Origin of the sequence: Collinsella sp. HCP3S3_D1 (genome assembly GCF_052064015.1) — a bacterium.
Taxonomy (GTDB): domain Bacteria; phylum Actinomycetota; class Coriobacteriia; order Coriobacteriales; family Coriobacteriaceae; genus Collinsella.
Genome location: NZ_JBQHWK010000012.1, coordinates 48,570 through 64,409, shown reverse-complemented (window position 1 = coordinate 64,409; position 15,840 = coordinate 48,570). Strand labels below are relative to the sequence as shown.

Below are 15,840 nucleotides of genomic sequence, written 5' to 3'. Positions count from 1 at the left end.
TCCTGGCCTCGATGTCGTGCTTCACCCTCAAGTCGACACGCATAAAAAGCCTCCCATTTCTCATGTCCAAGAAATGGGAGGCAGTTCAAATTAACTGCTCCAACGGGTAAGAAAAAAGCCCCGAGGCAATGCCCCAGGGCTCTTAACGTTTTGATGGTGGACCTGACAAGATTCGAACTTGTGACCTCCCGGTTATCAGCCGGACGCTCTAACCAACTGAGCTACAGGTCCATCATGGTGGAGGTTAGGGGGATCGAACCCCTGACCTCAGGCTTGCAAAGCCCGCGCTCTCCCAGCTGAGCTAAACCCCCACGGATACAGTAATAAACACCCCAGCGGCGACTCGGCTCTCGCTGGGGTGTTTATTGCGAAAGAAAGTGGTGGACCTGACAGGATTCGAACTTGTGACCTCCCGGTTATCAGCCGGACGCTCTAACCAACTGAGCTACAGGTCCATCGCGCAAGGGATATATTAGCCTAGTTGCAAGATGGGAGTCAACAATTATTTGAGAATTTTTTTCTGCCGTATTCTCGCAGGTCAAGCATCCTATTGACCCTAACGGCAACAAAAAGGGCGAACCCGCTCTCGCAGGTTCGCCCCCATACCCCATCTACGCCAGGGCGGCAGAAAGTTGCTGGATTCCGTCGAACGCGGTCTCGGTGTTCTCGCCCGCGCGATCGATCTTTACAACCGAGCCTTTCCAAGTGGGCTCGGAGTCCTTGTCCTGAGCAGGCTTGTACTCGTCGGTCTTAACCACGTAGGCAAAATCGACTTCGTCGCGGTTGGGAAGATCCTGGGTATCAAAGCCGTACTCCAGACCCTCCAGAATCTCGCGCATGGCCTCGACGGTGCTTACGCCCGCCTGCAGCCTACGAACGCCTGTCTCGCTGTTGTACAGAACCGTGGGCGCCAGATACATCGTCCTGATGCGCTGCTGGCGCGTCTTCTCGAGCTTGTTGATCCAAACAACCAACACGGCGATCAGCACCCACCAAACGATGGAAATCACCAAGTCGAGCGGACTGTCGATCTTGTTGAATCCCAGCGAGTACCACAGGTACAGCAGGAAGATCGAAACCAAAGCCGAAACGGCAAGGACCAGATAGTTGCTCTTCTTCATGGCTCTAACCTCCCTTTATTCCTGAGTCTCGTCGTCGTTACCAAGGACCTTATCCAGGTCGTTTTGCAGGCGACGGCCGTGCTTGTCGCGACGCAGGCCAACAAACAGGCCGTATGCCGCAGTTGCGACTGCGCAGATGATCATGTACCAGTGGACCCAGCAGGTGTCCTTCTTGCCGTCGAACTTACCCAGCGGGTTCTTGGCGTCGAAAATCTTCTCTTCCTTCTGCTCCCGATCGTTGCTGGCCGAGGAGTCGTCGCCCTTGGGCGCCGTGGTCGTCGTGGTGGAGCCACTGTCCGAGCTGTTAGGCGTCAGGTTGGGAACCGCGGGCGTCGACGGCGTCGTCGGGTTGGCGGGCGTCGACGGGGTGGTCGGAGTGGTCGGGGTGGTCGGCCTTGCAGGCGCGGCGGCAACCGTCAGCGTACCGAGCTCATCGGTCAGCTCGTAGTTATCCGCGCTCGTCTGCATCCAGTCGATGGTGTAGGTGTTCTGCGAACTACCGACGTTAGTCTGCTTGCCAGTGACGGCGATGCCAATGCGATCGCGCTTAGCCAGGCCGTCGATCGTGACCGTTGCGCTTGTAAGCGCCTGGCCGTCGTAGACCTTGGTAGCGCTGCCCGTCACAACATGCAGCGGGGCCTTGGTGATGCGATAGCTCTTGGCAATCGTTCCGGCGTAGTTACCCTTGCCGGTGATGGTCACGTTGATCGTCGCGACATCGATAAAGTCATCGGTGTCGTAGGAGACCATGTAGTCAGCACCCTCAACGAGTGTCTTGCCTTCGGCGTCCTTCACAACGGGCGTCCACTTATGCTCGACGCCATCGTAGACGGCATCCTTGGGATCATCGACCGTAACGCCCTTGTAGTTATCGCTCGGCGTACCGGGTTCGGACGGAACGATAGACTGCTTGGTCACGGTAAGCGTGCCGAGGTTCTCGGAGACAACCTTGTAGTTCTTGGCCTTGGCCGTCTTGTCGAACGTCAGCTTGTAACCGTTGCTGGAGGAGCCCACCTGGGTCTGCTTGCCGATAGCCTCAAGCGTTGCCTCCTCATCGCCCATCAGGTCGAGCTCGGCGGCGCCGGCAGTCAGCGCCGTGCCGTCGTACACCTTGGTGGCGGAGTCGGTCGTAACCGTCAGCTCGGCAGGCAGAACCTTGATGGTTCCGTCAATCTTCTTGATGTTGAGCTTGGACGTCACGTCCTCGCCCTCGGCGTTACGGATCACCAGGTGGTCCACCGTAGCCTTGACGCCCTCGCCGTTCGCATCCGTAGCGGTTGCGTCCGAGCTGGGCGTGCCGTCAACGGTGTAGCCCTCGGGCAGCTGCGACACGACAACCGTCGCGCCGTGCGCATTGCCATCGTAGGTAAAGATGCCACCCGTCGTGGTGACCACCACGGTGTCCTCGGACTCAGTCACCGTCAGCGTGCCGGTCTCGATGGAGTCAACGGTGTAGTTCGCCTCACGGGCCGTGCCGGTCCAAGCGAGCTTATAGGTGTTCGCCGAATGGCCGACCTTGGTCTGGCTGCCGGTAACACGGAAGTCGACCGTCTCGCCGTTGACGAGGCCGGTGATAGCACCGCCAGCCGTCAGGGCCTTGCCGTTGTAGACGCGCGCGGCGCTCTCGGTCTTGATGAAGACCGGTGCCGGCTTAATGCGGTAGGTCCTCGAGACCGTGCCGGTGTAGTTGCCCTTGCCGACAACCGTCACCGTAATAGAACCGGCGTTGATAAAGTCATCGGTGTCGTAGGTGAGCGTGTAGTCCACACCCTCCTTGAGCTCGGTACCGGTGTAGTCCTTTACCTCGGGAGCCCACTTATGGGTCTGGCCGTCATAGGTCAGGTCCGCAGGATTGCTCACCTGGAGCTTGTGGTACGACGGGTCGTTCGGGTTCACGGACTGAGGCGTGACGATGAGCTTGCCGAGCGTATCGGAAGCAATCGTGTAGTTGCCTTCCTTGGCGGCACCCCAGGCGATGGTGTAGCCGTTGTCGCTGGAGCCGACGTTGGTCTGCGTGCCGTTGGTCACGACATCGGCGTGCTCGCCAGAGACCAGGCCGTGAATGGCACCGTTCTTGTTCGTGAGCTCCTCGCCGTCGTATACCTTGGTGGCGCCCTCGGTCTCGACCGTGATCTTCTTCGGGCTAACCGTGAGCGTGCCAGTCTTGACGGTGACATTCCCGAACATGTCGGTCACGTCATCGCCCTTGGCGTCGAGGATCTTGTAGCTCTTGACCGTGTTCTCGGAAGAGCCGGCGTCGGTCTGAGTACCCTCCATCTTGGCCTTGACCGTAAAGCCCTCGGGCAGGCCCTCGGCCTTAATCTCATCGCTCGTCAGGGCATGGCCGCTGTAGGCATGCGATGCAGAGCCGCTCGTAAGCGTCACGGCCTTGGTAGACGGCGTGACCTTGAGCGTACCGAGGACATCGGTCACCTTGTAGTTGGATTTCTTGGTGTCCTTCCAGTTGATCTCGTAGGTGTTGTTAGAGGAGCCGACCTTGGTGCGGCTGCCGGTGGTCTTGGCAGAGACGGAGTCCTTGCCCTTGAGGCCCTCGACCTTGATGCCGTTGGCGGTCAGTGCCGTGCCGTCGTACTCCTTCTCGCCGCCGTCGGTCGTAACCGTCAGCGGGGCGGGATTGATCTTGATCGTCGCGGTGCCGCGCTTGATGTTGAGCTTGGACGTAACGTCCTTGCCCTGTGCGTTCACAATAACGAGCTCGTCGACCGTGGCCTTGACCTCGCCGTCGGCAACATTGGTCGCCGTGGCCTTGGACTCGGCCTTCTTGACGGTATAGCCCTTGGGCAGGCCGGTGACCTGGACGGTGGTGCCATGCGCGTTGCCGTCATAGGTGGTCTCGACGTTCTTCGGGGAGACCACAATCTCGTCCGCAGACTCTGTCACGACGAGCTTGCCGAGCGTGGCACCCGCGATGGTGTAGTTGCCCTCGTCGGCGGAACCGTCCCAGGTGAGCTCGTAGCCGTTGTCGCTCTCGCCAACCTCGGTCTGGGTGCCTGTGGCGTGGACAGCCGCAGTCTCGCCGTTCTTCAGCCCCTTGATGGTTGCGGCGTCGTGCGTCAGCGACTCGCCGTCATAGACCTTGCTCGCGCCCTCGGTCTCGACCGTGAGCTTGGCAGGCGTGACCTGGTAGGTGCGCGTGACGGTACCGGAGTAGTTGCCAGTGCCGGTAATAGTCACCGTGATGGTGCCGGTCACGTTGATGAAGTCGTCCTTGTCATAGGTGACGGTGTAGTCCACGCCCTCAACGAGCATCTTGTCGCCGTCCTTGACGATAGGCGTCCACTTATGGGCATGGCCGTCGTACTCGACGTCCTTAGGCGAATCGACGCTCATGCCGTAGTCGGCGTCGTCGATGGAGCGGGTCGTGATCTCGAGGGTACCCGGGTCAGTCGCAATGCTGTAGTTGCTCGCCTTGAAGCCGTCGCCCTTGGTGAAGGTGATTGGGTTGTCAACGGGCGCGGCCGTGACGTTGGTCACAGAACCGATTGCCTTGATACCGGAGACCTCGCCCTCGACAAAGCCGTCGCCGCTCACGGTGACATCCTTCGCCTCGAGCGGCGTGCCGTCGTAGACCTTGCTGGCGTTCTTGACGCCGGTCAGCTTGACGGAGCGCTTGGTGATCTCGTAGGTGCGCTCGACGGTGCCGGCGTAGTTGCCGGTGCCGGTAATGGTCACGGTGATGATGCCCGTAACGTTGGTGAAGTCGTCCTTGCTGTAGGCAACGGTGTAGTCGGTGCCCTCGGCAAGTGTCTTATCGCCGTCCTTGACGGTAGGCGTCCACTTGTGGGCCTGGCCGTCGTACTTGACGTCCTCGGGTGCGTCGACGGACATGATGTTGTCCTCGTCGTCCGGGTTGGGGATGATGCTCTTGGCAGTGACGGTGAGCGTGCCGTCATTCTTGGTGATCTTGTAGTTGTCCAGGCTCGTGCCCTTACCGGCGTTGACGGTGTAAGCGTTGGAAGTACTGCCCACGGTGGTCTGCTCGCCGGTGAAGTCGTAGGTGAAGCTCTCACCCTTGACGAGCGAGCCGGCGGTCACGGTGGCCTCGTGCTTGGTGAGCGCGGTGCCGTCGTAGGTCTTGTTCGCGGTGGCGGAGGTAACGGTCACGGGACGCTTGGTGACCTCGAGGGCCGCCTCGCCAGTAAAGACGTTGCCAAACTGGTCGGTCACATCGTCACCCTTGGCGTCCTTGATGGAGTAGGTGCCGACCTCGGCGATAGCGCTCCCAACGTTGGTGACGGAGCCCTTGGTCTTGGCCTCGAGCGTATATCCGGAGGGCAGGCCATAGGTGGTCACGCCAGCGCTCTTGAGCGCCTCGCCATCGTAGGTCTTGGTACCGCCCTGCGGGATCACCATGACCGCGGTCATGTTCTTAGTGACCTTCAGGGTACCCAGGCTCTCCTCGACCTTGTAGTTGGACTTCTTGGCGGTGTCGTTCCAATCGAGCGTGTAGCCGTTGGAACTCTTGCCGACCTTGGTCTGGGAGCCCGTCGTGGTGAAGGCCGCGGTCTCGCCGTTGACGAAGCCGGAAACCTTGCCCTCGGCGGTCAGCGCTGTGCCGTCATACGCCTTGCTCGCGCTCGGCGTAGTCACGGTCAGGGTAGCGGGGGTAATCTCGATGGAGCCCTTGCCCTTGGTGATCTTGAGGTTGTTTGTGACATCCTCGCCCTGGGCGTTGACGATCACGAGGTCATCGACCTTAGCGGCGACAGGCTTGCCCTCGTTCACGTCGGTTACCGTGGCACTTGAGGTGGCGGCCTTGACCGAATAGCCCTCGGGCAGGCCGGTAACAGTCACGTCGACGCCATGCGCCTGCCCATCATAGACGCCCTTGTAGCTGCCGGGGGTCGCCACGATCTCGTCGGCGGTCTCGGTGACGGTGAGCGTGCCGAGGTTCTCGGAGACAGTGTAGTTGGACTTCTTGGCGGTGCTCTCCTTCGCGGCCCAGTCGATGCTATAGGTGTTGGTGCTGGAGCCGACCTTGGTCTGGGAACCCGTCGTCCTAAAGTCAGCGGCCTCGCCGTTGACGAAGCCCGTAATGGAGCCCTCGGCCCTGAGCGCCTTGCCGTCGTAGACCTTGGAGTCGCTGGGCGTGTTCACGGTAAGCGTCGCGGGCGTGATCCTATAGGTGCGCTCGACGGTGCCAGCGTAGTTGCCCTTGCCGGTGACGGTAACGGTCACGGTGCCGACGTTCTTGGTGTCCTCGGAGAAGGAGACCGTGTAGTCGGTGCCCTCGGCGAGCGCCTTCTCGCCGTCCCTGACCTCGGGCTTCTGCTCCTGGCCCTTACCGTTGTAGACGAGGTCCCCGAGCGTGCCCACGGTCATCTTGTTGTTCTCGTCGCCTGGGTCGGGGACGATGCTCTTGGCGGTAACCGTCAGGGTGCCGTCGTTCTTGGTGACAACCCTGTAGTTGCCCTCATCGGCGGTACCCCACTCGATACCCGCGACCTTGTTGTCGGAGCTGCCGACCTCGGTCTGGGAGCCCTCGGTCTGGGCGGTCGCAGTCTCGCCGTCCACGAGACCCTCGATGGTGCCACCCGCGATGAGCGGCGTGCCGTCGTAGACCTTGCTGCCGCTCTTGGCGTTCACCGTGAGCGGGGCAGGCGTGATCTTGTATTTCTTGGTGACGGTACCGGTATAGTTGCCGGCGCCGGCGATGGTCACCTTGATGGTCTTCGCGTTTGTGAAGTCATCGGTGTCGTAGGAGACCGTGTAGTCGGTGCCCTCGGTGAGTTCGTTGCCCTCGGCATCCCTGACCGTCGGGGTCCACTTGTGTGCCTTGCCGTCGTAGACGTGGTCGGACGGGTCGCTGATGGTGTTGCCCTTGTAGCTATCCGGGTTCTCCGGATCGGGCACGATGGACTGTGCCGTCACCTCAAGGGTGCCGAGCTTGTTGTCCATGATGTTGTAGTTGTTCTCTTTACCTTTCTTGAGCTGGTAAGAAATGGTGTTGTCGGAGCTGCCGACCTCGGTCTGGGAGCCGGTCGCGTGGACCTGGCCGTCGCCGGCAAGATCGGTCCCGATAAAGCCGGTACCCTTGCGGTTGGGACCCATGTCGACCCAGTCTTTGGTGAGCGCCGTGCCGTCGTAGACCTTAGAAGCGCTGGCAGAGGTCAGCTCGACATCGCGCTTGTTGATGGTGAGCGTCTGCTCAGCGTACTGGTATCCACTGTAGTTATCGGCAGAAGCACGAACCTCGACCGTCAACGTACCGGCGTTAATCGCCGTGATCTGTGACGGATCGGCGCGCCATTCGCTGTCGGCGCTGCCCTTGACGCGGTACTCGAGATTCACCTTGATGCCGTTGACAGAGGCACTCGCCGAGGCCTTGCCGGCAGTATGCGAGTCGGCATCGTAGGTGTACTCGGCGTTCTTGGGCTTGATGGTAAGGCCGTCCTCTGCAGAGAGTGAAGTGATGGAGAGCTTGCCCTCCTTCTTGGTGATGCTGTAGTTACCCTTCTTGAAGTTGGCGTTGGTGTCGTAATCAATGGTGTTGGTAACCTCGCCCTCGGCAACCGTGGTCACGGAGCCGGTAGCGCGAACGTTGGTGACTTCGCCGTCGACAAAGCCGTCGCCTTCCACGGTGACATTAGGCCTGGTAAGAGCGGTGCCGTCGTAAGGCTTGGAGTCTGTCGCACTTTCGAGAACCACAGAGCGCTTGAGAATCTGGTATTTCACGTCGGCGCTGCCGGAGTAATTGCCCTTACCGGTAACGGTAACGGTAACGGTGCCGACGTTAGTAGCGTCCTTACTGTAAGAAAGCGTGTAGTCAACGTTCTTCGCCAGAGTCTTATCCCCGTCCTTAACGACGGGCTCCTCCTGCTGAGGCTGGCCGTTGTACGTGACGTTCGCAGGAGCCTCCACTGTCATGTTCACGCCAGTCTTGATATCCTTGGGCGTGATGTTCAGCTGGCCATCGACAACCTCGAACGTAACCTTGGAGAAGTTCTGGTTGTTGTTGCTGAAGTCGCTAGGCTTGAGCTCCATGTCGTAGGTGCCGACGTTTGTACCCTTGACAGTGTCGTTGCCGCTAAAGGTGAAGTCGGATTTCTTGTACAACTCATTAGATGCCGAGAATTCATAGCCAGAGACAGACTTCTCGGTGCCATCGTACTCAACGTTGCCGCTGTTCTCGGCAATAGTGACGACGACCTCGTTCTCGTCAGCGGTCACAATGAGTTTGCCGCACTTGGTGGTAACCCAGTAGTCGGCCTCGCTGGTACCTTCGTTGAAGGTATAGTCGAAGGTGTTATCGCTTTCGCCCTTCTCGGTCTGGGAACCAGTAACGTTAAAGGAAACGCCCTCGCCGTCGATAAAGCCAACACCTTCACCCTTGGCGGTTGCGGTGACGGTGCCGTTGGTAAGCGGAGTTCCGTCATACGGCTTGTTGCCGCCCTCGGAAGTCAGCGTCACAAGACGCTTGGTGATCGCGATGCCCTCGAAGCTGGTGGCGTACTGGCCCTCTGCATAGTTGGAGCCAGTGGCGCGCAGCTGCACGGCCTGGTAACCAAAGTGGGTAATCGTGATCTGGGACGGATCGCTCGTCCATGTTTTGCCATCAATGCTGTATTCGACATTCAGGGCATTGCCATGCTTATCGGTCGCGGTCACGGCGCAGGCGGCAAGCGGCGTGCCGTCGTAGACCTTCTGGTTATCGTGAGTGTCCCACACAACACCACCCTGGTCGATTTCGCCACCCTCAATCTTGAGCCAGCCGTCCTCAACCACGAACTCGACGTTGGAGAAGTTCTCATTGGTGTTGGAGAACTGCTCCTTGGCAAGGTTCATATTGTAGCTGCCAACAGCGATACCCTTAGCAGTCGCATCGCCCGTGAACTTAAGGTTGCTTTGAGCGTAAAGGCCGTTATCGGCAGAGAAGTCATAGCCAGTCACGAACTGCGTGGAGCCGTTGTAGGTCTTAGTGTCCTGCTTGCCCTTGATGGTGACGGTGACCTTATCGGTAACCGGGTTCACCGTCAGGGTGCCGTACTCAGGCTCAGAGAAAATGTAGTTGTCTACGCTCGTATTGGCGTTAAGCGTGTAGGTATAGGTGTTCTTCGCCTCGCCAACGTTGGTGATGGCACCGGTGTAGGTAAAGGTTGCGCCCTCGCCCTCGGCAAAGCCGGTCACACGCTCCATCTCTTGTTTGGTGTGCTCGTTGCCATCGTAGGTCCACTTATCAGAGGCAGACTTCATGGTGACGGTGGCTTTATTGATGACGAGAGAGCCGTTCTCAGTCGTGACCTCGAACTCGCTCGACACGTCATTACCCTTGGCATCCTTCACCACGGCGGTGCCGGTGATGTTGTTGGAGTAGGTGCCAGCGTTGGTCTGAGTCGGGTCCTCGGTGGTGAGGCCGGAAACCGTGTACTTGTTGCCGTCGAACGTGAACTCGGTGCTCTCGATACCAGTGGCGGAGTGCTGCTTGCCGTCATAGGTAGCCTTGCCAGAGTTTGCCTTGACCGTGATCTGGTACTTGGCGTCACGGTTGGTGACGGTCAACGTGCCAGGGATGGTGGTGATGTTGTAGTTATCAACCTTGGTGTTGTCGTTCAGCGTGTAGCTAAAGGCGTTGGAGCTCGAGCCGACAACGATCTGGGAGCCGGTGAACTTATAGGTCGCGCCCTCGCCCTCGGCGAAGCCGGACTCGGTCGCAAGCGCAGTCTCGCCGTTGACAAGCGCCGTTCCGTCGTAGGACTTGGTGAGATTGTCGGACTTCAAGGTCACCTCAGCCTTTGAAATGCCAACGTAGCCGTCAGTCACGACAAAGGTGACATTGGTGAAGTTCGTAGCGTCATCGTTGGTAAACTGCGCGGCGGTAAGCCCCATGACGGTCTTACCAGCATCGGTGCGAGCGGCCTCTGCGGTACCGGAGAAGGTCACCTTGTCCTTGGTGAAGAGGTCGTTAGTGGAGTTAAAAGTGTAGCCCTCGGCCTTGTACTCTTTGCCGTTGTAGGTACCGGTCGCGGTCTTACCAACAATGGTCACCGTGATCGGATCGCTGATGGGCTTAACGGTCAGAGTTCCGTTGGAGGTCGTTATCTGATAGTTGTCAGCGTTCGTTCCCTCGGTAAGTTCGTAGGTAAAGGTGTTGTCGCTCGAACCGGCGTTGGTCTGGGAACCGGTCACATGAGCCGTGAACCCCTGGCCCGGCGCAAAGCCGTCACCAGAGACGGTAACGTTGCTGTTGGTGAGCGCGGTGCCGTCGTAGGGCTTCTCATCGTTAGCGGAAGTCAGGGTGACCTCTCGCGGGGTAACGGTCATAGAACCGTCTTTGACAACCTCAAAGGTAACGTTGGAGAAGTTCTTGTTAACGTTAGCGAACTGATCCGCCGTGAGGCCCATGTACGTGGTGCCAGCATCCGTGCGGGCCGCGGTAGCGGTGCCGTTGAAGGTAAAGTCCGTGCCAGCGACCGCGCCGTAGAGCGTGGACTCCTGGCCATCGACGGTCACGTCTGTAACGGTGAAGCCAGAGGCGTTCTTCTCAGTGCCGTCGTACTTCTCGGTGTCGATATTGCCCTTGACCTTAACGACAACGGCCTTCTGAGAGGCGGTCACCTCGAGGGCGCCGCTCCCCTTAGTAATGTTGTAGTTGTCGAGGTTGGTACCCTTGGCGGCCTCATAGCTCGTAATGGAGCTAGCGCTCGTGCCGGCCTCGGTCTGGGAGCCGCCATAGACAACGTTGGCCACCGTGTCGTCGCCGATAAAACCAGTGGCGGTGAAGTCGGTCGCAGTGAGCGGCTGGCCGTCATAGGGCTTGGAAGCGTCCTTGGGTGCAATGGTCACATCGGCCTTGGCAATGGTGAGCGTACCGTTCTTGGTCTTGACCTCGAACTCGCTCGTCACGTCGTTGCCCTGGGCATCGGTCACCTTGGCGGTGCCGGTGATGTTGTTAGCATAAGTACCGACGTCAGTCTTGGCCGGGCTAGAAGTTTCAAGGCCAGAGACGGTGTACTTCTTGCCGTCGACCTCGAACTCATTGGTCTTGAGACCCTTAGCAGAGTGCTCGTTGCCGTCGTAGCTGGCATCAGCGGAGTTGGCCTCGACCGTGATGGTCTGGGTCGCACCGCGAGAAGTCACGTTAAGGGTACCTGGCGCTGACTTGATGTCATAGTTGTTGGAGTTGGTGCCGTCCTTGTAACCCCACTCGGAGATTCCGCTCTCGCTAGTGCCGGGAGCGGTCTGGAAGCCCGTGTACTTGGGGTTGGCAATACCCTGACCGTCGACGAAGGAACCCTCTGCGACCACCCAATCCTTTGCGACAAGAGCGTTGCCGTCGTAGACCTTGGAGACATCCTTGGGCTTAATGGTCACTTCGCGCTTGTTAATGGTAAGCTTACCGTCAACTGTCTTCACGTTGAACTGAGAAGTGACGTCGTTGCCCTGGGCATCCTTCACCACGGCAGTGCCGGACACCTTATTGGTGTACTCGCCCGCATCGGTGCCGGATACGCTTGCACTCAGACCTTCAACGGTGTAGGTAACGCCCTTATCGTTGGTGAAGGTGGTGCCGGACAAACCTGAAACAGAATGCTCGGTGCCGGTATACGTCTGAGTGTCAGAGTTGGCGGTAACCGTAATCTCGTACTTCTGGGAACGATCGGTAACCTCAAGCTTGCCCTCGGTCTTAGTAATGTTGTAGTTCTCGGCCTTGGTGTTGCTGTTTAGCGCATAGGTGAAGGCATTGGCGCTGGAACCCACCGTGGTCTGGGAACCAGAGAAGGCGTAGGTTGCGCCCTCACCCTTAACAAAACCTTCCTCAGTTTTAAGCGCGGCTCCATTGTTTGTGAGCGCCGTGCCGTCGTACCCCTTAGAGAGATCGTCGGATTTAAGCGTCACGTCTTTCCGAGCAATGTTGAGCTCGCCGTCGACGACCTCGAACTTGACATTGGTGTAGTTCTTGGCGGCATCACCGGAAAGCGAGAACTGGGTGTCCTTCAGACCCATGGCGTACTTGCCGGCATCGGTTTTGGAGACAGATGCCGTTCCGCTGCACTTCACATCAGATTTAACCACACCGGCCGGCGACGTGGAGGCGTCGATGTCATATCCCTCGACAGTCTGCTCTTCGCCGTTGTACTCCTTGCCGCCCTTGTGACCCTTGACCGTAATCGTGACCTTGTCAGTCACCGGAGTAATCGTCAGTTTGCCAGAAACCGTCTCGGACACTATATATTTAGCGTCCTTGGACACCGCGCCCTGAGCGCCCTCGTTAAAGGCGACTTTGTACTCACCGGCATTTGTACCGGAGCCCTTGGCTGTGATGTCGTCAAACTTCGCCGCACCCTCGCTTGTGGTATACCCCTCAAGCGCCTGCTGTTCACCGTTGTACGTCTTGCTGGCAGACTTCGCCGTCAACGTCACATTCTTGTAGTAGTAAATATTGATGACGTTCTCGCCCGCATCGAGTACGCGCTTGGTGCTCTTGCTCGGCTTGATGGTATAGCCACCAAAATCCTTGGCAACATCGGCAACATCGATAACGTCATCGAACGAATAATCGCCCGCCAGCTTATCGCTCTCGATCAACTCGTGAGAATCTTTGTCACCCCACAGGTAATTGACCGTGACGGTCGCACTCTTCTTTTTCCACTGCGCCGTAATGGTCACGTTGTTGTCAGGCATAGTGAACATGTCGCCAGAATTGACCGATATCTGGTCACCCAGGCCGGAAACCTTCCAACCTTCGAACTCGTAACCCTCACGCTTCGGCTCGGTAAGAACGGTATGTGTCTTGCCGGCATTCACCTTATACGTTGTACCGGCACCGCTCTTCCAAGAACCACCCTGCAGGTCATACATGACCATGCGACCAGCAACGTACTTCGCATAGAAATTAAGGTTCGAGTTACGAACAACGTACGGCAGCGACGCAGACCTGGTCAGTGCTGCATCGAGGAACCAGCCGGAGAAGGTGTACTCGACACCGTTGACGGTCTTGGTCTCGGGGTAGCTCTGGTTGAAGTCGCTAATGTTGGTGGAGTCGCCCTCGCGAGCCGTCGTGGTCACCGCGACCTGCTGATAGCCCTCGCCCGAGGCGGTCGGGTCATCGACCCAGTACTTGACGGTGTAGAGGCCCTTGCACTTGACGACGACCTGACAGTCGACATGATAGCCGTCGTCATTGCGCGTCAACTTGTAGGGAAGAAGCTCGATGGACTCGATGTCGGAATCCTTGACTTCGACGTTCGGAAGCTGGCTCTTGATCACCGATTGGTACATCTTGACGATCTTATTCCAGTCAATGCTCCCGCGCTTGACGTCTAGCTTCGAGGATGTCGAGCCGCCGGGCCACTTGGTCACGCGAGCTTGAGCATCGTATTTTTTTGTCGCGCCATTGTCCTTGGGGAAATTCGAGTTGTTATAGCCAGTCAGGTTGATCTTGCCTTTTCCGAGCTTCTGCCAATTTCCCGTGTTGATGGAGTCGAGCTGACCGGACGGGTCGTTGAGATAGAAAAACATCGCGTCCGTCTCGCCACTTGTGGTGTGCGTTACCGTCACATCGTGATCGGCAGTCAGGACGGTCTTGCCATCCGCGCTCGTCCACATGACGGTAACGGTAGCCTTGCCCTCGGAGACACCAGTGACCTTACCGTTCTTGTCGACGGTAAGGATATTCTCGTTATTCGACGTCCAAGTGTACGTGCCGCCGCCCTTCTGGGCAGGCTCCAACGTCGGGGTCAGCTGGATGGTGTTGAACTGTTCGACCGTGTCGGGACCGGAGACGGAAAGTTTGATCTGCTTCTCACAAATCCCGTACGTCTTTTTGATCTCACCCTCGTGATGGTGCTTGCCCTTGATTTCGACGGTAATCTTGCCGGGCGACGTAAAGTCGCCAGTCTCCTTGCCGTCACGCTTATAAATAACGTCGTACTCGGTATCGTCGAGGGTCTCTTTCGTATTCTTATCCGTTACGGTCGGAGCCCACTTATGCTCCTGGCCATCATAATCGACATCGCTGGGGCTGTCGGACGCGATAGGAGTCCTGTCCTTAACGGGCACAGGATCGTCGAAAGTCTTCGCTTCACCGGAATATTTACTGTTCCAGCCCTGATCGCCAAAGGGAGCGATTTTTACTTCATAGGTCTTGTTCGGATCGGAGAAGTCACCGCTCCAGGGGTTGCATCCCTTGTCTTCACCATTGATGTAGTAGGTGACCTGGAAACCTGTCTGCCATTCCTTGACGGGCTCGTTTGTCTCGGCATCTACAATCGTCGGAATAGCCTTATACGTCCCATCTACATACGTCCAGTCCGCAACCTTCCACTGGCGCTTACGGATCGTGACGTTAAACGTGTCCGAATAAACCGTGTTGTTCGTACCGGGAACCTTATATTTGCACTGAACCGTAACGACCTTGCCGTCTCCCGCAAACTGATACAGAGCTGTCAGTTTGATTTTCTTCGTCCCAGCACCGGAGTCTATTCTTGCCGCCGTGTAGTCGCCGTCCCCGATGAGATGCCATTCCCATTCGGAAGCATTCTTCGTTTCGGTCAGCTCGAACTCACTATCAACGACCACAGAAGAAGGTCCTTCAATACCCGGAGTGGTCGCATCTTTACGGTCAATGATGTCGACGACAAAAGTTTTAGTCTGGTTCTGCCACCGCGAATCCTGATATGTATAGGTGGCGGTAACGCGGCCAACGCCCCTTGTGGCTAGCTCCGCTTTGTTGCCAGAAGTCGTTTGCGAGATGATACTCCAGTCCGAGAATGACCACCAACCGCTATTCGAAGCACCGGTCGCCTTCAACGTGATGCTATCGCCGACCTCGACGGTGTAATCGGCATCCGTCGCGGCCTGGACAGCCACGGCGTTCGTGTCGGTGGCGTTCTGCTCGATCGGGGTGGCGGCCTCGGTCGTCTCAGCTTGCTTCTCCTGCTCGGTCTCGAGCGTGACCTTGGGGGATTTGGCCACTTCGGCGGCGGGAACGGTGTACTCACCGTTCGCGTCCGCCTTGAGTTTGGTCTCGACACCGTCGACCGTGAGCTTGGCCTCGTTCAGCTTAAAGCCGTTATCGGCCGTAACGGAGAACTTGAAATCGACGCTCGCGGGAGCCGTCACCTTCTGGGACGGCTGCGCAATGACCTGACCCTGATAGGTAATCGAAGCGTTGTTGAGTGCGAGGGCGATGTCGGCCGTGGTCGCCTTGTCCTGAGAGACGGCCTGCGAGGTCTGCGTGTTCTGACCAGAATCGGCAGCATCGTCCTGTACGGCGGAGTTGTTCTCCGTGGTGCCTTGGTCAGACGCCTGGCCAGACGATGCATCATTTGCCGTCGCGGCGGTATCGCCCTGCGAAGACTCGACATTCGACTCCACAAATGTGTCATCCGTCTGGATACCCTCGGCGATAGCCTGGACAGGTACACCAGACAGTATCATGCTGGCCGTCATGACCGTCGCCATCGTCTTGATGCCAAACACCTTGGCATGGCGCACGAAGGACCCGTTGCCCCTGCTCGCGCCGCCCTCCTCGACCCAACTTTGCTTGCGCATATGTATCTCCTTTGGTCGCTCGGCCCCAACCGCACGACCACTCGAGCTCACCACCTATTCAGGACAAATAGGCAGAATCCGACAGAATCATACAAATGAAATATTAGTGAATACGCATGATGTTTTCATCATATTCGGCACCGAAATCAACCCATTTTCACGAACCATTAAGTCTCGCTTAATTCAATCGTTGCGACGGGCGCCG

At 58.0% G+C, this 15,840-nt stretch carries 2 protein-coding genes and 3 tRNA genes; all 5 read right to left on the bottom strand.

Translation table 11 applies throughout. The features are described 5' to 3' along the window. Positions 1-154: 154 nt before the first annotated feature. Positions 155-231, bottom strand: a tRNA-Ile gene (locus tag ACTNDJ_RS05735). 4 nt (positions 232-235) lie between these two features. After that, positions 236-311 (bottom strand) — tRNA-Ala (locus ACTNDJ_RS05730). 67 nt (positions 312-378) lie between these two features. Continuing rightward, positions 379-455: transfer RNA gene (locus tag ACTNDJ_RS05725), tRNA-Ile, on the bottom strand. A 156-nt stretch (positions 456-611) separates the two neighbouring features. After that, positions 612-1,121, bottom strand: coding sequence for a hypothetical protein (locus tag ACTNDJ_RS05720; protein WP_441063256.1), 510 nt, complete (start codon positions 1,119-1,121; stop codon positions 612-614). A gap of 15 nt (positions 1,122-1,136) precedes the next feature. Beyond that, positions 1,137-15,635: an Ig-like domain-containing protein gene (locus tag ACTNDJ_RS05715; RefSeq protein WP_441063258.1), complete on the bottom strand. Its 14,499-nt coding sequence runs from the start codon at positions 15,633-15,635 to the stop codon at positions 1,137-1,139. Between the last annotated feature and the right edge of the window lie 205 nt (positions 15,636-15,840).